Origin of the sequence: Algoriphagus zhangzhouensis, assembly GCF_900148515.1 — a bacterium.
In the GTDB taxonomy this organism is placed as follows: Bacteria; Bacteroidota; Bacteroidia; order Cytophagales; family Cyclobacteriaceae; genus Algoriphagus; species Algoriphagus zhangzhouensis.
Genome location: NZ_FRXN01000004.1, coordinates 294,715 through 314,800, shown reverse-complemented (window position 1 = coordinate 314,800; position 20,086 = coordinate 294,715). Strand labels below are relative to the sequence as shown.

At 40.2% G+C, this 20,086-nt stretch carries 16 protein-coding genes; 8 read left to right on the top strand and 8 right to left on the bottom strand.

The features are described 5' to 3' along the window. Positions 1–102: 102 nt before the first annotated feature. Positions 103–1,158, bottom strand: a complete 1,056-nt coding sequence (locus tag BUF13_RS15570; RefSeq protein WP_073572746.1) for an aminotransferase class V-fold PLP-dependent enzyme — start codon at positions 1,156–1,158, stop codon at positions 103–105. Between the two features lie 10 nt (positions 1,159–1,168). Continuing rightward, positions 1,169–1,582 carry a type II 3-dehydroquinate dehydratase gene (aroQ, locus tag BUF13_RS15565; RefSeq protein WP_073572745.1) on the bottom strand — a complete coding sequence of 138 codons (414 nt, stop codon included), beginning with the start codon at positions 1,580–1,582 and terminating at the stop codon, positions 1,169–1,171. 152 nt (positions 1,583–1,734) lie between these two features. Here aroQ and rlmN point away from each other — a divergent pair, with 152 nt between their 5' ends. The 3 genes from rlmN to BUF13_RS15550 all read left to right on the top strand — a co-directional run bounded on the left by rlmN (position 1,735) and on the right by BUF13_RS15550 (position 6,076). Beyond that, positions 1,735–2,799: a dual-specificity RNA methyltransferase RlmN gene (rlmN, locus tag BUF13_RS15560; RefSeq protein ID WP_073572744.1), complete on the top strand. Its 1,065-nt coding sequence runs from the start codon at positions 1,735–1,737 to the stop codon at positions 2,797–2,799. Positions 2,800–2,867: 68 nt separating this feature from the next. Further along, complete coding sequence (locus tag BUF13_RS15555) at positions 2,868–5,543, top strand: TonB-dependent receptor plug domain-containing protein (RefSeq protein ID WP_073572743.1); 2,676 nt, start codon at positions 2,868–2,870, stop codon at positions 5,541–5,543. Between the two features lie 56 nt (positions 5,544–5,599). Next, the gene (locus tag BUF13_RS15550) at positions 5,600–6,076 is read left to right on the top strand and encodes an outer membrane beta-barrel protein (RefSeq protein ID WP_073572742.1); all 477 of its coding nucleotides are present in this window, start codon (positions 5,600–5,602) and stop codon (positions 6,074–6,076) included. On the opposite strand, the gene BUF13_RS15545 is transcribed toward BUF13_RS15550, so the two are convergent. Genes BUF13_RS15545 through BUF13_RS15530 form a run of 4 tightly spaced genes read right to left on the bottom strand, consistent with a single transcriptional unit; the run spans position 6,077 to position 10,070 of the window. Then, positions 6,077–7,012: a rhomboid family protein gene (locus BUF13_RS15545; protein ID WP_073572741.1), complete on the bottom strand. Its 936-nt coding sequence runs from the start codon at positions 7,010–7,012 to the stop codon at positions 6,077–6,079. Position 7,013: 1 nt separating this feature from the next. Then, positions 7,014–7,805: a rhomboid family intramembrane serine protease gene (locus tag BUF13_RS15540; protein WP_073572740.1), complete on the bottom strand. Its 792-nt coding sequence runs from the start codon at positions 7,803–7,805 to the stop codon at positions 7,014–7,016. 1 nt (position 7,806) lies between these two features. Then, complete coding sequence (gene mutL / locus BUF13_RS15535; RefSeq protein ID WP_073572739.1) at positions 7,807–9,669, bottom strand: DNA mismatch repair endonuclease MutL; 1,863 nt, start codon at positions 9,667–9,669, stop codon at positions 7,807–7,809. After that, positions 9,666–10,070 carry a hypothetical protein gene (locus BUF13_RS15530; protein WP_073572738.1) on the bottom strand — a complete coding sequence of 135 codons (405 nt, stop codon included), beginning with the start codon at positions 10,068–10,070 and terminating at the stop codon, positions 9,666–9,668. The genes mutL and BUF13_RS15530 overlap by 4 nt, the downstream gene beginning before the upstream one ends. A 263-nt stretch (positions 10,071–10,333) precedes the next feature. Between BUF13_RS15530 and BUF13_RS15525 the strand changes: the two genes are divergently transcribed. After that, positions 10,334–13,288 carry a serine hydrolase domain-containing protein gene (locus BUF13_RS15525; RefSeq protein WP_073572737.1) on the top strand — a complete coding sequence of 985 codons (2,955 nt, stop codon included), beginning with the start codon at positions 10,334–10,336 and terminating at the stop codon, positions 13,286–13,288. Positions 13,289–13,291: 3 nt separating this feature from the next. Here BUF13_RS15525 and BUF13_RS15520 read toward each other — a convergent pair whose 3' ends face one another. Further along, a complete protein-coding gene (locus BUF13_RS15520) occupies positions 13,292–14,602 on the bottom strand; it encodes an APC family permease (RefSeq protein ID WP_073572736.1) in 1,311 nt (436 codons plus the stop codon). Between the two features lie 243 nt (positions 14,603–14,845). Between BUF13_RS15520 and bshA the strand changes: the two genes are divergently transcribed. The 4 genes from bshA to BUF13_RS15500 all read left to right on the top strand — a co-directional run bounded on the left by bshA (position 14,846) and on the right by BUF13_RS15500 (position 19,746). Further along, complete coding sequence (gene bshA, locus BUF13_RS15515; RefSeq protein WP_073572735.1) at positions 14,846–15,982, top strand: N-acetyl-alpha-D-glucosaminyl L-malate synthase BshA; 1,137 nt, start codon at positions 14,846–14,848, stop codon at positions 15,980–15,982. Positions 15,983–16,082: 100 nt separating this feature from the next. Further along, complete coding sequence (locus BUF13_RS15510) at positions 16,083–16,706, top strand: sterol desaturase family protein (protein WP_073572734.1); 624 nt, start codon at positions 16,083–16,085, stop codon at positions 16,704–16,706. A 40-nt stretch (positions 16,707–16,746) separates the two neighbouring features. Further along, positions 16,747–17,577, top strand: a complete 831-nt coding sequence (locus tag BUF13_RS15505; RefSeq protein WP_073572733.1) for an NAD(P)-binding domain-containing protein — start codon at positions 16,747–16,749, stop codon at positions 17,575–17,577. 54 nt (positions 17,578–17,631) lie between these two features. Beyond that, positions 17,632–19,746, top strand: a complete 2,115-nt coding sequence (locus tag BUF13_RS15500) for an outer membrane protein assembly factor BamB family protein (protein ID WP_073572732.1) — start codon at positions 17,632–17,634, stop codon at positions 19,744–19,746. Here BUF13_RS15500 and BUF13_RS15495 read toward each other — a convergent pair. Further along, positions 19,743–20,027: a hypothetical protein gene (locus BUF13_RS15495; protein ID WP_134204494.1), complete on the bottom strand. Its 285-nt coding sequence runs from the start codon at positions 20,025–20,027 to the stop codon at positions 19,743–19,745. The two genes, BUF13_RS15500 and BUF13_RS15495, sit on opposite strands and share 4 nt — an antisense overlap. Positions 20,028–20,086: the final 59 nt, after the last annotated feature.

The window sequence follows — 20,086 nt, the reverse complement described above, 5'->3', positions numbered from 1 at the left end:
GCTTTGAAATGGCTGGTGCCGGATTGAGGTCAACAAATATTATTCACAAAAAAAGCCCTTTAGACTTCGGACTAAAGGGCTTTCATTTAGCTTGTTCCTCAATTAATATTCAGAAAGAAAACCAATCAACTTATCCATTTCCGCATCAGTAATTGCCGGGAAATTTGCGATTCGGAAAGAAGTTGGTTTCAATGGACCATATCCACTTCCCAGCTGCATTCCATGCTTTTCAGCTTCTTTTTTCACAGCTGAAATCATTTCCTCCGAGCCACTCACACCCATGACGGTGGTACTTCTTGCCTGCTCATTATCCACTAGCATTTTGAAAGCCTTGGAATGAGCTATACAGGTCTCCAGTTTGAGCATTCTTTCTCTAAGTCTCTCATCGATAAATTGAATCTCTGGAATATCTTGAAGCACTCGGTTCATCAAATAAATTCCTAGCACATTTGGAGTGTAATGTGTTTGATATCCTTCTGCATTCTCGAGGATAAAGTTCAGGCTATTATATCTACCTCTTTCCCCTTTTCTTTGGGTTTGTTCGATAGCTTTTGGAGAAAGAATCAAAATCCCCAAGCCAGCTGGCAATCCAAAGCACTTCTGAACAGAAGCATACCAAATATCCGCCAATTCAAATTTCAAATCGATCCCAGCCATACTTGATGTGGTATCCACAGCGATTAATTTCTCAGGGAATTTTTCACGGATCTCTTCCAGATATTCCATTCGAACCTGAGAAGCGTTGGAAGTCTCATTTTGGGTAATTCCAATAACATCAAACTCTTCTCCGATTTCCAAATTGGGAACATCAATGGTCTGATTGGCTTCGATCTTCAAAGCGCCCGTAGCTGGGTTGATATGGGATGCAAAGGTGACCCACTTTTTCCCGAAGGAACCGGAATAAATATGAAAACTCGCTTTCTCCACGATGGACTGGGTGATAATTTCCCAATTTTCGGTAGCGGATGAAGTGAAAAGCAATTTGTAATCTTCAGGCATGTGCAGTTTCTCACGCATCAATTGCTCAGTTTCCTGATAGAGATTCATAAACTTCGCACTGCGGTGATTAGCACTCAATATTCCTTCATTGCAAGCATCCTGCAAGTAGGTAGGCAACGCATCATAGACCTTAGATGGTCCGGCTGCAAATGTGATCATAGTCTTTTAATTAAAGAAAATAGCGAATACCCAATTCATATCCTTTCAAGCCCAAACCTGAAATCATCCCAATACAGGACTTGGAGATGATGCTCTTGTGGCGAAACTCTTCCCTTTTGTAAATATTGGAAATATGAACTTCCAAAGCAGGGGTAGTTACTCCAGCGATCGCATCCGAAATAGCTACAGAAGTATGCGTATAGCCTCCCGCATTGAGCAAAATGGCATCAAATGTAAATCCTACCTCATGGATTTTATTGATCAGCTCTCCTTCTACATTACTTTGGTAATAGTAGATTTCGACCTCTGGAAATTGCTTTTTCAAGCTCTCCAAATATTCTTCAAACGAAGTATTCCCGTACACATCCGGCTCTCTTTTTCCAAGAAGGTTGAGATTGGGCCCATTTATAATCTGAATTTTCAAAATTTTCTTTGGTTTGAGAGAAATAAAGAATTCAAGTTCAAAGTTAAAAAGTCAAAGCAGATTTTCAGTTTTATTGGAGCCCTAGCGTCGTATTTATTTTTCAAACCCTCCTGAAACGAGAGTTTTTGCTCGGGACTTTGTAGCTTTGCAGCATGGAAGAAATTCAAAAAAGAGATATCAGAAAACTCAGTTTGAGTGAGTTGGAAGAGTTTTTCCTTTCACAGGGAGAAAAGAAATTCCGTGCCAAGCAGGTTTATGAATGGCTTTGGAACAAATCTCTGAAGAATTTTGATGACATGAGCAACATCTCACTTTCTACAAGAGAAATGCTCAAAACTCATTTTTCCATCAATCATATCCACGTGGATTTGATGCAGCATTCCACTGACGGAACTATCAAAAATGCTGTAAAGCTCTATGATGAAAAGATCGTGGAGTCAGTTTTGATCCCGACTTCCAAGAGAATCACTGCCTGTGTTTCTTCCCAGGTAGGATGTAGCTTGGATTGTAATTTTTGTGCAACAGCACGACTGAAAAGAATGCGAAATCTGAATCCTGATGAGATTTATGATCAGGTTGTGGCAATCAAAGAAGAGGCTGACACCTATTTCCAGAGACCTTTGACCAACATTGTCTTTATGGGAATGGGAGAACCTTTGTTGAATTACAACAATGTGATTGAGGCTATTGATAAAATCACTTCTCCAGATGGATTGGGAATGGCTGCCCGTAGAATTACACTTTCAACCGTCGGTATCCCGAAAATGATCAAGAAAATGGCCGATGATGAAGTCAAATTCAACCTTGCCATTTCTCTTCATTCTGCAATCAACGAAACCAGATCTAGACTAATGCCAATCAACGACAAGAGCCCTCTGGAAGAATTGGGTGAGTCATTGAAATACTGGTACCAAAAGACGAAACGAAAAGTCACTTATGAATATGTGATTTGGGATGGAGTCAATGACGATGAAAGACATGCGCTGGCATTGGCTAAATTCTGCAAATTGATCCCTTCTAAGGTCAATATCATCCAATACAATCCAATTGACGAAGGTGAGTTTCGTCAAGCAAGCCAAGAAGCAGTGGATATGTATGTGAGAGTCTTGGAATCTCAAGGTATCATCGCCAAAGTAAGAAAATCCAGAGGCCAGGATATAGATGCTGCATGCGGTCAATTGGCAAATAAGAATGAAGTCGGTGAGCTCACTAAGTAATTAAGATATTTTCACTTGCGACTTCATAAGTAATTGGTTTTCTTTCGAGGTAAACCAACTCTCTTTTTATGAATAGTCGATTTTTTCCGGGATTGATTTTCGCATTTTTCTTGCGCGCTTTTTCAACTTCGGCCCAAGATTTACCAAATAAAATCCAACAGTATTTCGAGGCTTACCAAAAAGAAACACCTCCAGAGAAGGCTTATTTGGATCTTGACAAACAAACATACACATTGGGTGAGAGTGTTTGGTTTAGTGCCTTCTTAGTGGCGGGGAGTAGTCAGATTCCATCTCCACTGAGCCAAACTTTGTATGTAGATATTTTTGATGGGGATGGGGTATTACTCGAGCAAAAAATCATCTACCTAGAAAATGGACGTGGCAAGGGCAACTATGATATTCCAACTTTTGGGAAAGCCGGGAATTACCAAATCAAAGCATATACTGCTTGGATGAGGAATTTTGGACTAGAATATTTCTTCACAGGTGGATTTTCTGTGGTAGATGGAGCTGGTGGTAGCTTTCTTCCAAAAGTTCAAATACAAAAAATCGAAAGTAATTCTGGAAAGGCAACTTACACACTTGAAATCACTGCCATTGACCAAAATGGAAATCCATTAGCAAACAAAACACTCAGTTTTATAGCTTGGGGAGATGGTGAAGAACTCCATTCACAAGACCTAAGTTTAAATACTCAAGGTCAAGCTAATTTCTCATTTTCTATTCCTGAAAAAGCTTTTGCTTCCCAACACTTAGAACTGACCTATAAGGAAAATGAGAACTATGAAACATCCCAAAAAATCAGACTTCCTTATAGTTTGAATTTGGCTGATATCCAGTTTTTACCTGAGGGAGGAAATTGGGCTTTGAACAAGAAGTCAAACATGGCATTCCGTGTTGTTGCTCCGGATGGGGTTCCTTTAGAGATCAATGGAAAAATAGAAGGGACTGAAATCACTTTTGAAAGCAATTTTGCGGGTTTGGGAAAATTTGAAATCACTCCCACTGAATCTTATTACAAATCGCAGATTGAAGATTCTATGACTGGCCAGAAGAGAGAAATCTCTCTCCCAGGAGCTCAAGTAGACGGACTTGTCCTACAAGTGGTCAATAATCCAGTGGCCAGTTATTTGACGGCATTCGTACAGGGCAACTATGAGCCGAATTCATTGATTTTGGCAAGTCAAACGCGTGGAATCATCAATTATATGATTCAAGGCTCTTTGACCAATGGAGTTTGGGGAGTAAGAATTCCCAAAGAAAATCTCATTTCCGGGATCAATCAGATTACAGTCATGACTCAGGATGGAAAGCCTCTTTTAGAAAGGCTTGTTTTCATTAGAAAAGAGACTCAGGAATTGACTTTGACTGCATCCACAAGCGCATCGTTTAGTCCAAGAGAAAAGGTTTCTTTAGATTTAAAATCAGCATTAGCAGGAAGTCCAGCTCCAGGAAGTTTTTCTATTGCAATCCTAGATGCTGATCAGGTGGAAGATGAAAGCAACAGATACGGCACCATCCTTTCTAATCTCCTACTGACATCCGATCTCCAAGGACATGTTTATAATCCAGGTTACTATTTCAAGGATCAAGAACCCGAGACTATGGAATCATTGGATCTAGTAATGTTGACCCATGGCTGGAGAAGATTCAATTGGAGTCAGATTCTAAATAATGATCTTCCAAAAGTTGAAAACTTTATCGAGCGAGGGATCAATATAGAAGGTCAAATCTCAGACCAAGAAGATACCAAAAAGGGAATGGGAGGTGGAAAAGTAACTGCTTTGGTTGGGGATGGAATTGAGATAGTGAATTCTGAATATGGCCCAAATGGCCGCTTTATCATCCGAGATTTGCAATATGTCGATAGCGCCATTGTCACAATCACTGCGGAGGATACACGTCTCAAAAACTTCGTGGATGTAGAGATTGTCCAACCAGAGGCTGTCTTCACTTCCATACCGGGTAATTACCCAATTGAAATTAAGTGGCCGAAAGATCTCATCGCCACTTATCAAGAAAGAAATCTAATGAACCGTCTCAGTGATGAAACAGATATCATGGACTTGGAAGAGGTAGTTGTAGAGGATCAGACTATCGAAAAAGAGACTGATGAAATCCGTAAAATCTATGGATCAGGAGATGTAACAATTGACCCTGAAAAAATCCCGGGTTCTGTGGGCTATACCAATGTCTTCCAGCTGATTCAGGGCCGTGTGGCAGGAGTGAAAGTTTATGTAGCAGGAACAGATGTAAATGTCCAAATCAGAGGAGTGGGATCAATCAATGCGGGAACTTCTCCACTATACCTTTTGGACAATATTCCTGTGGATGCCAATACCTTGATGCAAGTAAACCCTCATGATGTGGCCAGTGTGGATGTTTTCAAAGACCCAGCAAAAGCGGCAATTTTTGGGGCCGAAGGAGCGAATGGTGTTATCGCAGTCTATACCAAAACTGGTGCGGGTGTGACCTCAAGTGTAGGAGGAACGTTAGTAACAAACTATGGAGGATATTCTATTGCAAAGGAATTCTACCAGCCAAATTATGCCGAGAAAACTGCTGAAAACTCAAATTCTGATAAAAGAGCCACCATCTTTTGGAAGCCGATTTTAGAAATAGATGAAAGTGGAAAAGCCTCCATAGAGTATTACAATACTGACATTTCAAAGAAACATCGGATTGTGATTGAGGGCATAGATTCCGAAGGGAGATTGGCTAGATTTAGTCAGATTTTGAATTAAGACTTGTTTTGTTCGTCAAAGCCTTCTAATTTTTCTTTTCAATTAAAAAATGAATTATGAAAAAGGTTTTGGCGATCATTTTTTTCGCAGCATTATTCTCTTTTGATCTTTCCGCCCAATCCTTGGAACAAGGAAACTCTAGGTTTCATGTTTTCGGTTCCTATGGTCTGAAATGGAAAAACTTCGGCTACGGAGGTGGAATTGAATACTTTTTTGTTGACAATTTTGCTTTGCAACCAAGCTTTACCTCCATTCAACCCAATGTTGGAAACCAAAGCAATTTTAGCATGGACCTGCGCTATTATATTTCCGAAGGGCCTTCCCAGCTATTCTTTTTGGCAGGCTATAGCCAAACTTGGGAAAACACCCAACCAGGAGACCCTGGACTCAGGAGGTCCTATAAAGGTGCCAATATCGGTGTAGGAACTTACATCAGGCTTACAGACTGGGTTGGCTTAAATACCGAGTTTCGAGTTCAAAGCCAACATCCAAGAGAAGCTGGGTTCCGATTTGGATTTGCGTTTCCTCTCTGATTACTTCTTGCTGAATTCAAAAAGCTTTCGCTTTTCATCTTTGGTTAAGGCCTCATAGCCTCTGTCGGCAATTTTGTCCAAGATCCTGTCAATTTCTTCTTGGCTAGTGTCCTCACAAGCACTGCCTTTTTTGGACTCAGCTGGTTTGGTAAAAGAGCTGAAACCTCCACCTGTTTTGGTTTTTGCTTTGCGATAGCTCACCTTGACTTTAGATGGGTTTTTCTTAAAGAGGTTTTCAAAAAATATCCCCACTTTTTGTACCGGAATACCCCAATCTACTCCTTTGCGTAGCTGGGTGATGTATAAATATCCCAGCAAAGCTCCTCCCAAATGAGCTAATTCTCCTCCGGCATTTGCGCCAGCAGAATTCGCAAAGGACAAAAGCACATAAAAGATTGCGATATACTTGATCTTCACCGGCCCCAAAAACATCAAAAAGAAAGTCGTATTGGGAGTCAATGTAGCTGCTCCAACCACGATAGCAAATACACCGGCGCTAGCTCCTAGCATCATAGATGAATTCACGGAGGAACTGAAATAAGGAGCCAAATTATAGATCAGCATATAGAAAAGCGCTCCTGCCAAACCTCCTAAAATATAAAGGTTGGTTAGCTTTCTACTTCCCAAATATTGATGAATCAATAGACCAAACCAATACAGGAACAGCATATTGAAGAGGATATGGAGAAAGCCCTCATGAAGAAACATGTAAGTAAATATACTCCAGGGCTGAACCGCCAATTTTGGCAATGCGGCAGGCATCATAAAGAAGTGGATCAACTGAGAATAAACATCCCCAAATCCACCAATCGTCATAAATACCCGGGCAATAAGAAATACCAACCACACGAGTATGTTTATAGCAATCAGCTTATATAAACTATTATCGCTTCGGTTAAATGCGATCTTAAGATTATCCCAAAAATTACCGTACATATCAATAAAAACTGTTTCTGTCTTTCTTCCAATTATAAACCAATATTCCTCCAATAACCAATCCACTCAAGTGGGCAAAGTGGGCGACATTATCAAGAGGGTTATTGACCAAAACGTTATAAATCGTATAGAGTCCATAAAATAGGACCAAATATTTGGCTTTTACTGGCATTGGTGGAAAAAGGAGGAAAAGCTGGGTATTAGGGAAGAGCATTGCAAAAGCAATCAAAACCCCGAACAAAGCTCCAGATGCTCCTACCATTGGAATATTACTCTGAATAGTCATGATCGCATCCAATGTTTGACTTGCACGATCAATCTTTACCGGATCATTTGGATTTCTGCTGTAGTCATCAATAAAATCATAAACAGCACTTTCGAAATACCCTCTATTTTGTGTAACGATTTTATTAAAAACTTCAGGGTCAGGATTGGCTTGGAAAGATTCCACTTTTGCCTCAAGCTGATTCATTCTGTAAGCCGTATAACCTGAATACAAAACTCCAGAGCCAACTCCACACAACATCCAAAGTGTTAATAATTTCTTTGGACCCAAAAACTGCTCTAACAAGGGACCGAAAATCAACAGACCAAACATGTTGCTGAATAGATGCCAAAAATCAGCATGCATAAACATGTAGGTCAAAAACTGAAATGGCTTGAAATATTGGCTATTAATGTAATAAAGCGCGAACCAATCTTTTAAAGATGGAAAAATGAATGCACTCACGATAAACAAGACTACGTTGATCAAGAGTAAATTCTGTACTACTGGTGTGATATTTCTAAACATACTATTTTCCGAAGAATGAATGGATGCTGGATAAATCCAATTTTACAAAGGTTTTGTTCCCTCCTAGCCCAAAATTTGGATTTTGGCAAGCAAAAAGCTGCCCCACCAAAGTCTCCATTTCTTGTGCATTTAACTTTTGTCCCCTTTTCAACGATGATTTCCTAGCAAGGGATCTAGCTAGATTTTCTCGATTGTCTAGAGAAAGTTCACTTTTGAAATTTTTGAACTGTTCGATCAGACCTTCAAAGAGCTCTTTCTCATTTTTTACCTGGATGTCTGCGGGTACTCCTTGAACCAAGATGGAATTATTTCCAAACTCAGTCAGCATAAAACCTAAACTCTGCAATTCGTTCATCACTCCCATTACCAACTCGTAATCACCTGGACTCATTTGGATCACAGGAGGGAATAAACATTGCTGCGAAGGACCCTGGGCCAATTTCAACTGCCGAAGATATCGCTCATACAATATCCGCTCATGTGCCGCTTGTTGATCAATGATCAACAAACCCGTAGACATCTGAGCTACAATATAATTTAGTTCTACCTGAAAAGTGGTACCTGTACTCTCAGAATCACTAGGTTTTGGAAAAGTTCTTGTTTCTTCTTCAGGATTTGCCTTACTGGAAAAAGTCAAAATTTCCGATTCCTCTTCCTTTTCGTCCACTTCTCTGGAAACTGTTTTTTCTGGTTGAATAAATGTTTGATTTCCTTCAAAAAGCTTCTCCCAACCACTAGAGCTGGACTTTTTAAACTCAGGTGTATTGAATGTCTTATAGCTATACTCCCGATCTACATCCGTTTTTTTGGTCTCGTCTTTAGTCCAGTTATCTGTAAAATTCACGTCAAAACTAAAATCCAATGCCGGAACCACATGATGAGCTCCCAAGGCTTGCTTGACAGCTGCTCGAATCACGGCATAGACCGTTCTCTCATCATCAAATTTGATCTCAGTCTTTGTTGGATGGACATTGATATCTATATGAGAAGGATCTATCTCCAAAAACAACACATAAAATGGATGCTGATCTGCCTGCAATAAGTTTTCATAAGCATTACTCACTGCATGATTCAGATAAGAACTCTTGATATAGCGATTATTGACAAAGAAAAACTGCTCCCCTCTTGTCTTTTTGGCCGATTCAGGTTTCCCGATATAGCCTTTCACATTGACATGCGGGGTCAATTCCTCACATGGAACCAATTGACTTTGATGGTTTTTTCCAAAAAGCCCCACTATCCGTTGGCTCAACTTTCCAGGAAGGAGATTATACACCTCCATGTCATTTTGCATAAGAGAAAATCCAATTTCTGAATATGCCAATGCTACCCGCTGGAACTCCTCCACGATATGTCGCATTTCGACAGGATTGGATTTCAGGAAATTTCGACGCGCAGGAACGTTGAAAAACAAGTTTTTCATGGAAATAGAAGTCCCTGGTGTAGTTGCTACCGGCTCTTGAGTCTTTACTTCAGACCCATCGATCTGAATCATTGTCCCCAATTCATCCGCCGCTTGCCTAGTTTTCAACTCCACTTGAGCTACTGCAGCAATGGATGCCAATGCTTCACCTCGGAAACCAAAAGTTCGAATTGAAAACAAATCCTGGCTATTTCTAATTTTGGAAGTCGCATGACGCTCAAAGCTCATTCTAGCATCCGTCGCAGACATACCTTTCCCGTTATCGATCACTTGGATCAATTGCTTGCCAGCTTCTTTGACTACCACTTGGATTTTGGTAGCCCCTGCATCGATGGAATTTTCCAAAAGCTCCTTCAATGCCGAAGCAGGTCTTTGTACGACTTCACCAGCTGCTATTTGGTTTGCGATAGCATCAGGTAAAAGTTGAATCAAATCACTCATTTACGAGATTTAGGTTTGAGCTTGAAGAAATAATAAATAGAAACGACCAAAAGGATCAAATAAAGAAGGTATTCAAAAATAACCGGTCCCAAATAGATGTATCCAGCTAAACCTGTCACCAAAAACAAAAAGATCAAAGTCCGGATCATGGCAGTAGAAGTCATGATACTTCCCTCTCTTTCTTTGATGCCTTGATGCTGTGCAAAAGAACCCCTGATTCCTGAGGAATAATGTCTCAATCTATCTTCCTCAGATATATCACCCAATTTCCCTTCCGCTTCCAATTCCTTTTGAATCCTAGCAGTTCTCTCCTTCAATTCCTCCTTGACAGGATCATAATATCTAGGTTTGACGTCAAAACGACTTGGGTTTGCAGTACGAAATAAGGAGGGAAATTTCATATTCTTTTTTATTTCTTGGGATCGGCCTTATCAAAAGGCAATTTTAGGGATAAGCAATCGGCCGAAAATCAAATTTATATCAATTTTAACCCCAAAACAGGCTTAATGTTGCCCTTTCTTTCCTATCTTCAATTTGTTAAATCTACAGGATAATTCTAACAGACAGGCGAATAGGAGATTATTGACGTTGATAGATTGATTGAGACGCTTGGCCTACTCCACAAATTTATTTCAAAAGTTAAGGATTAAAAATTAACTCAAGTATGAGTAAAAAGCTTACCGGTGTTTTCCTCCTTTGTTGCATCGCTTTTTTCTTCACCTCAGGTAGAATGGATAATGCGATATTGGTAGAAGACCCACTAATTGCTTCCAATGAAATGGCCCAATTGACTTGGGTGGATTCTGTATTTGAAGATTTGACTTTGGACCAGCGATTAGGACAACTTTTTATGGTCGCAGCATACTCCAATAAAGACCAAAGGCATATTGATGAAATCAGCAATTTGGTTAAAAGTGAAAATCTTGGTGGCCTTATCTTTTTTCAAGGCGGACCAGATAGACAAGCTAGACTAACAAATTACTACCAAGCTCTTTCAAAGACCCCTCTTTTCATTGCTATGGATGCTGAATGGGGTATTAGTATGCGCCTTGATTCGATTGCAGATTTTCCAAAAGCGATGACATTGGGAGCCATTCAAAACCCTGACCTTATTTATGACATGGGAACAGAGATGGCTAGACAGTTCAGAGAACTGGGAATGCATATCAATTTTGCTCCAGTGGTGGATGTTAATTCCAACCCCGACAATCCTGTAATTGGTTACAGAGCTTTTGGAGAAAACAAAAATGCGGTAGCCAAAAGGGCTGTGGCATATATGAAAGGGCTTCAAGATCATGGTGTCATTGCCAATGCGAAACACTTCCCTGGCCACGGTGATACGGAATCAGATAGTCATTATGCATTGCCAGTGATCAATCACACTGAGCAAAAAATATGGGATGTGGACCTATATCCATATCAGGAGTTAATCAAGGAAGATCTGATGTCGGTCATGGTTGCTCATTTAAATATCCCTAGCCTGGATAATACAGGTCAAACACCTACAAGCTTGAGCAAGAAGGTTGTTACAGACCTTTTACAGAAAAGGATGAATTTCCAAGGTCTGATTTTCACTGATGCACTCAATATGAGAGGTGTTGCTCAAAATAACGCCCCCGGCGTAGTAGATGTCAAAGCTTTATTGGCAGGAAATGATGTTTTGCTTTACTCTCAAGATGTTCCAAAAGCAAAAACTTTGATTAAACAGGCTATTGCTGAAGGAAAAATCACGGAAGAAGAAGTAAACAGAAGAGTCAAAAAAATACTTCGGGCGAAATACAAAGTTGGCCTGAACAATTACCGTCCAATCAAAACTCATGGTCTGATCGACAGGCTGAACACTCCACACACTGAAGAAATCCGTGAAAATTTATATTCCGAAGCAATCACCGTAGCTTCCAATAAAGGAGGCCTAATTCCTTTCAAAGGACTTGACCTTAAAAAATTCGCAAGCTTGACGATTGGAGGAGATGGCGAAGACTTTGAGAAAAGTTTGGATAAGTATGCCGGTTTTGACCATTTCCAAATAGATAAAGCATCTAGCGAATCTTCACACTACAATCTCATTAAAAAATTGGAAGATTACGACGTAGTGGTGGTCGGCTTGATGGGAATTACCAATAGTCCAAAAAGAGCATTCGGGATCGCACCGGGTGATGTGGCATTGCTAAGAAAGCTGGAAGAAAGACAAAATGTGGTAACTGTACTTTTTGGAAATGCCTATGCATCAAAATTCCTCGAAGGATTGGGACATGTGGTCTTTGCTTTTGAAAACAATAACATGACCCAAAACTTGACTCCACAGATTTTATTTGGAGGAAGACCGGGAATGGGAATTTTGCCAGTTTCGGTGAGTCCACAATTCAGATATGGCGTAGGTGGGTACCTAGAAGGCTTACATCGCCTTTCCTACGGGACTCCTGAAAGCGCCGGTCTTGATTCCAAAACCTTGGATGAAATAGACGATGTCGTGGCCAAAGCAATCCGAATTCAGGCAACCCCTGGAGCCAATGTATTGGTGGTAAAAGATGGAAAAGTCGTTTTCGAGCGTTCCTATGGACAATTAGAATATAAATCTAGCCCAAAAGTCAACTCAGAAACTGTCTATGATCTAGCTTCCATTACCAAAGTATTGGCTACAACGCAAGCAGTTATGTTTTTGGCGAGTCGTGGCGAATTGGATATGAACAAAACCTTGGGAGATTACCTTCCCGAGCTGAAAGGAACCAACAAAGCCAATCTTCTTCTCAAAGATGTGATGGCACATGAAGCTGGATTGAAGGCTTTTATACCTCACTATGTACACACGGTTGAGTCCGGTCAATGGAGAGGAGATTATTATAAACCCTCTGCTACTCCTGGATTTACCAGACCGGTTTCCAATGATATGTTTGCCAGAGATGGCCTGAGAGATAGTATTTGGAATTGGACTGTGAAATCCGACCTTTTACCTAAAAGAGGCGGCCGAAACTCATATGTTTATTCAGATTTGACCATGTATTTTATGCAGGCTGTAGTGGAAAAGTTAGTCAACCAGCCTTTGGATGAATTTTTGGAACAAAACTTCTACAGTCCACTGGGGTTAACCACCATGACTTTCAAGCCATTTGAGAAAATGCCATTGGACAATATTGCACCAACTGAAAACGATGTCGCCTTTAGAAAAAGACAGGTCAAGGGATACGTCCATGACCCAGGTGCCGCCATGTATGGTGGCGTTGCAGGACATGCTGGTTTATTCGGTAAAGCCAATGATCTGGCGGTCATGATGCAAATGTTGCTAAATGGCGGGTATTATGGGGATGTCACTTTGCTTAAACCCAATATCATTTCAGATTTCACCAAAAGACAGTCCAATCAAAGTCGGAGAGGATGGGGTTGGGATAAGCCAGATCCTGACAAAGACAAAGGTGGATCCGCTGGAGTTTTGGCCCCGAAATCTACTTTTGGTCACACTGGATTTACTGGAACTTGCGTTTGGGCAGATCCTGAAAATGACCTGATCTATGTATTCCTTTCCAACAGAGTTTACCCTGAGGCTCAGAACACCAAACTATTGCGGGAAGGAATCCGAACAGATATTCACGATATCATCTACAAGGCAATGGCCAAGAAATAACTTCTATTTCATACGATTTAGGCGGTACGCTTCTGATTTTTTGTAAAAATACTCTATCAGAAAAGAAACCAATACGATGGAAAGCGCAATTGCTAGCCCAAATTTATTGGTTTGAAATTGTTCAGCTATCAAGGCAATGGTAGCTATAGATGTCATGAAAATCCCTGCCATAGGAATCCACTTGTTTCCATTTACCTCCTTAGATCTTTTAAAAGCAACGTAATTGACTAGGGCAAAAACAATTAGGAAACCAATACTTCCTGAAGTGGAAATACTTTCCAAGTCAATGGTATTGCAAATCACCAAAGTCAAAACTGCAGTAATCATTAATCCAACTGGCTGATTCCAAAGTTGAGAAGTCAGTTCATGTGGCAACTCATCATCTTCAGAAATCTCATAACTGACTCTGCTACCTCCGTAAAGGGAAGCATTAATCGCTGAAAAGGTAGAAATTAATGCAGCCACTGTGATCACTGTAAAGCCCACTTGGCCCAACATGGGTTTGGCTGCTTCCGCCAACACATAATCCTGGGCTTTGGCAATTTCTTTGAATGCTAGCGAACCCACAGTTACGATCGAAATCAAGATATAAAGGACAATCACGAATAAAACTGAGTAATAATAGGCTCTTGGGATATTCTTTTGTGGATTTTCGATACTTGGTGCGGCGTTGGCAATCAACTCAAAACCTTCATAGGCTACAAAAATCACCATCCCTCCACTAAATACCTGAAAGGGAGTTTTCCAATTGGAATAATTTAATTGGTCTAGGTTTACATTTCCACTTAATCCATACAAGCCTATCCCTACAAAACTCACTAAAATGATCAATTTAATAACCACGGCTATGGATTCGATTTGGCCAACTACTTTGATGCTGTAGTAATTGATCAAGGTGGCAAATACAATCACAAAGCTCGCTGCGATATGAAAGTCAATTCCTTTATCTCCTGTAATCGAAATCAAGTTGGGTGCATAACTTCCAAAAGCTGAAGCATAAAGGGAAAGCATGACCACATAGCAGATCCAAAGCAGATTGTTGGCGCCTCCACTGAAGATGTTTTTCCCGAATCCTTCATTGATAAACCGGACCGTACCACCTTTATCAGGGTAAGCCAAAGACAATTTGGTATAACTGTAAGAAGTGAGCAAAGCAATAATTCCTGCTACCAAAAATGCGACAGGAGTTCCTCCCTCAGCCAAAGTAACAGCGAGACCCAACACCGCAAAAATACCTCCGCCAACCATGCCGCCAATTCCTATGGACATAGCTTCGAGAAGTTTTATCTTTTTTTCTCCTTGCTGGTTACTCATAATAAAATCTTAAATCAAAACTAAAATAACTTGAGATGTAAAAGTTAAGGATTCTTCCAAACATTCAATTTTCAAAAGATTATTTATTCTGCAATTCATTTTAAAAAGCTGATAACCAATAATATTACACATCGTTCAATAGATCAAAACCCAGCTCTTTTGTATTATTTATTTATATTTTGAACAAAAGTTAGGGCCTTGTGTGTTTAGAGACAGACTGCCCGAAACAGCCCGCACAAAACTATGAAGATTGGAATTGTATGTTACCCCACATTTGGTGGTAGTGGTGTAGTAGCCACGGAACTTGGAAAAGGATTGGCTAAAATTGGTCATGAAATTCATTTCATCACATATCGTCAACCTACAAGACTCGATTTTTTCAGTGAAAACCTTTACTATCACGAGGTAGACATCAAAAGCTATCCCTTGTTTGAGCATGCTCCTTATGAGTTGGCCCTGGCAAGTAAAATGGTCTCAGTAGTCAAATATGAAAACTTAGATCTACTTCACGTCCATTATGCCATCCCCCATGCCTCTGCTGCTTACATGGCTAAGCAAATCTTGAAAGAGCAAGGAATACAAATACCTGTAGTAACTACTTTGCATGGTACTGATATCACTTTGGTAGGCAAAGATCCAAGTTATGAACCGGTGGTAACTTTCTCCATCAATCAATCAGATGGCGTGACAGCTGTTTCTGAGGATTTGAGAAAAGAGACATACAGCCATTTTGATATAAAAAGAGACATCGAGGTAATACCAAACTTCATCGATCTTGACCGCTTTAAAAAGCAGAAAAAAGAGCATTTCAAGCTTGCAATTTGTCCAAATGGTGAAAAATTAATGGTTCACACTTCCAACTTTAGAAAAGTAAAAAGAGTGGAAGATGTAATCAGAGTATTTTACGAAGTCAGAAAAGAAATTCCGGCGAAGCTTCTTCTAGTGGGTGATGGTCCAGAGCGGGATAAAATGGAAAGACTTTGCAGAGACCTGGGAACCTGTGATGATATCCGATTCTTAGGAAAACTGGATGCTGTTGAGGAAGTACTTTCTGTAGCGGATTTGTTTGTAATGCCTTCTGAGAAAGAATCATTTGGTTTGGCTGCTTTGGAAGCAATGGCTTGTGAAGTCCCTATTTTGACTTCTGATGCAGGAGGAATTCCAGAACTGAATATCAATGGAAAAACAGGATTCGTTTGTAAGGTAGGAGATGTCATGGACATGAAAGAAAAGGCTCTGATAATCTTGGATGATAAGAATTTGCCAACTTTCAAAGAGAATGCTTTAGCAAGGGCAAAAGAATTTGACATATCAGAAATCCTCCCATTATATGTCAAGTATTACCAAAAAACCATTGAAAATTGCTTGGCAAAAGTCTGAAATATCAGATTTATGACGAAAATCAATGTGTATTAATTAACTTCTGGGTTATTTTTGCACCAAATTGTAGCCAACTATTGGAGAATTAATCAGTAATGCAATGAAAAAGATTGGTAGACTGGACAGACCTGACAATTTCGGATCTGCACAGATGTTCCAAAATCCAATACTAGAAAAAATCTCTAGAACACACATCTCGATTCCTATCACGATGTTCCTTGTTCTATCTGCGATTTCGTTCTATTATGCTTTGGGCACATCTATAAATTTGGGAATGGGATTGTTGGTCCTGTTTATTGGGTATATCGCATTTACTTTAGTAGAGTATTTGATGCATAAATACTTCTTCCATATGGAGCCAAACACTCCTATCAAAGACAAGCTTCAGTATACTGTTCATGGTGTTCACCATGATTATCCTAAGGATAAAGATCGCTTGGCAATGCCTCCGTTTGTGAGTGCTGCATATGCAGCTATCTTCTATTTGGTTTTCAAATTGATTATGGGAGATTTTGCACTCTATTTTCTTCCAGGTTTTCTTATTGGATATGCTTCCTATTTAGGTGTTCATTACATTGTTCACGCATTCAATCCTCCTAAGAACTTCTTGAAGATTCTTTGGGTAAACCATGCAATCCACCATTACAAGGATCCGGATAAAGCTTTTGGGGTAAGTACTCCACTTTGGGATATGATCTTAGGGACAATGCCTAAAAAAGACTAAAAAAATTGAACCTCTCGAGCCTCGGGAGGTTTTTTCATATATGAGCAAAAAATCAATCAGCATAATCGGATTGGGCTGGATCGGCCTCCCTCTGGCAAAAGAATTAATTGATTCTGGATATTCAGTTATTGGTAGCACCACAACTTCCCAAAAGACCAAAGAGCTTAATGAAAAAGGAGTTCCTGCGATCCAGTTTTCATTGATTCCTTACCCATCAGGTCTGGATTTTCAAAAGCTTTTTCAATCCCAAATCTTGGTTATTAACGTCCCTCCTAGAACCAAATCTCAAGGAGGAGAGCATTTCATGGAGCAGATGAAATTCCTATTGGGATTGGTGGAAAATTCGAAAGTTGAAAAAATCATATTCGTAAGTAGCTCTGGGGTATATCCAAATGATTTCAAAGAAGCAGAGTATACAGAAGGGGATTTGATTACGAATGAAACCACTGGAAATAGTTGGCTATGGAAGGCTGAGAATTTCTGGAAAGAGAAATTTGATGGCGACTTAACTATTGTCAGATTTGGTGGCCTTTTGGGCGATGAAAGAGTTCCTGGGAAATATTTCTCGGACAAAGAAAATGTCACTGGCCATACCCCTGTCAATTATATCCATCGACAGGACTCGACAAGATTGCTACAATTCATTATTGAAAAAGATCTCTGGAACCAGACTATAAACGGAATCGCACCAATTCACCCCTTGAGAAAAGATGTTTACGAAAAGAATGCCACAGATTTAGGTATAGATCCTCCCAAAAGCTTTGCTTCATCAAAAGAAGGGGAAAATCGAGTTATTTCGGGAAATAAGATAATCGAATTGGGTTTTGAATTCATCTTCTCAAACCCATTGGATTTCCCCTACTCCCTATAAATTGAATTTTGAAAGAGATGAGAATTTCCGATATTCTAGCATCTCTTTCCCGAAATGACTCAAAAACTACTTCTAGCCCTTTTTGTCAGCCTATTTTTCTCCTGCCAAAAAGAAGATCAATCCATTGACTATGCAGACTGGTCCCATTATGGTGGCCCGGCTGATGGCTCTCGCTATTCTTCACTTGACCAGATCAACAAATCCAATGTTTCAAGTCTTGAAATAGCTTGGACCTATCAGACCGGTGATGCTACGGAGCGCTCTCAAATCCAATGTCAACCTATTGTAAAAAATGGGATTCTTTATGGCACCACGCCAGGACTGGATGTTTTTGCTTTGGATGCTGCAACTGGTGAAGAGGTTTGGAGGTTTGATCCTTTTGAAGTCCTAGGTGGAGAAAACTCATGGGCAGGAACCAACAGAGGAGTGAGCTATTGGGACAATGGAGTTGAGCAAAGAATACTTTTTGGAGCGGGAAACTGGCTGATGGCTGTTGAGGCGAATACTGGCAAACCAATTTTAAGCTTTGGCGATCAGGGAAAAGTTGATTTAAGAAAAGGCCTAGATACTGAAAGAGAAGACTTCCTGATTGTAGCAAACGCTCCAGGAGTTGTTTATAAAGACTTCCTGATTATTGGAATGAGGCTTTCTGAAGGGTTGGATGCAGCTCCCGGACATATCAGAGCCTATAATATTGTGACTGGTCAAGTGGAGTGGATATTTCATACCATCCCTCATGAAGGCGAGTTTGGATACGATACTTGGGACCCTCAATACATTTCCAAAATAGGTGGAGCCAACAATTGGGCAGGGATGACTGTCGATCAGGAAAGCGGAACCGTCTTTGTCCCTACCGGTTCAGCTACCTACGATTTTTGGGGAGGCTATAGAAAGGGAGACAATCTTTTCGCGAATTCCTTGATTGCCCTGGATGCAGCTACCGGAGAAAGGAAATGGCATTTTCAGGCAGTTCATCATGATGTCTGGGACAGGGATTTTCCGGCAAATCCGAATTTGATCAGAATTCAAAAAGATGGAAAATGGATCAATGCTGTGGCTCAGATTTCCAAGCAAGGAATGACCTATGTTTTTGACAGGGAAACTGGAGAACCAGTTTGGCCGATCGAAGAAAAGCCTGTTACTCAAAGTACCTTACCGGGAGAATTCAGCTCTCCTACCCAACCGATTCCAAGTCTTCCGGAGCCATTTATGAATATGAATTTTGAGGAAAAAGACATTCTCAACCTTAAACCAGAATGGGAAAAGGACATAAAAAATCAGCTTTCCAATGCACTTTATGGTGACACATGGCTTCCTCCTAATTTAGAAAAACCAATCGTCCTTTTCCCTGGAATGGATGGTGGGGGTGAATGGGGAGGAGCGGCTTTCGATCCTGAAACACAACTATTCTATGTCAATGCCAACCAAATCCCTTGGTTGATAGAAATGAAGCCCAATTCAAGTTTTGAAAATGTAGGACAGGCAGTTTATTCCAATTATTGTGGGAACTGTCATGGCTTAGAGAGAAAAGGAAATCTGCCAACGATTCCTTCTTTGATGGAAATCGGCGAGAAATACAGCTCTGACTCATTAGAAAGATTGATTACAAAAGGAAGAGGAGCTATGCCTGCTTTCGATCATATTTCAACAGAAAACAGAAAAGTCTTGGTTGATTATTTATTAGGTAAATCCACGGAAGGAGACAAACAGGAAATTGAGGGAGAAAATGCTCCACTCAATCCCCGATACTATATGAATGGCTATAAAAAGCTTCTGACGAAAGAAGGACTTTATGGATCCAATCCACCTTGGGGTTTACTGACAGCGATCGACATGCAAACAGGACTGAAAAAATGGCAAATCCCACTAGGTGAGATAGATTCTTTGATCGCTCAGGGCTTCCCTCAAACAGGAACAGAAAATTATGGTGGGCCCGTTGTGACAGCCGGAGGAGTACTATTTATCGCTGCAACCAAGGATGAAAAGATTAGGGCTTTCGACAAAATAACCGGAGAAAAACTTTGGGAAGCTCCCTTACCTGCTTCTGGCCATGCTACCCCTGCTGTTTATCAAATAGAAGGAAAACAATTTTTGGTTATCGCCTGTGGCGGAGGAAAGGGAACCAAAAGTGGAGATTCATATGTAGCTTTTGCTTTGCCAGAGAATTAATCCTCTTTTTTCTTTGCCAAAACATCCATGGCTTCCACCTGAAGTTTGATAATATTTAGCTGGTCTTGAGATTCATTTTTGACTTTTTCCAAAACCTCATTCCCTGAAAAAATAATTTGAGACCTCCTTACTTCTTTAATCTCAAGCTTTTCTAGATCCCTTAACCTTTGCTTCTGTATCTTCTCTTGAATGACAAACTCCCTAAATAAGACCAAATGCAAAAACACTAAACCTAAAATCACCAAAGTGGCTAAAACAAAAAGTCCTATTTCACTAAACAAAATTTGAAGCATTATAACTGATAATGCCTTTATAGGCATCTTTCAAATCTATTTCAAAA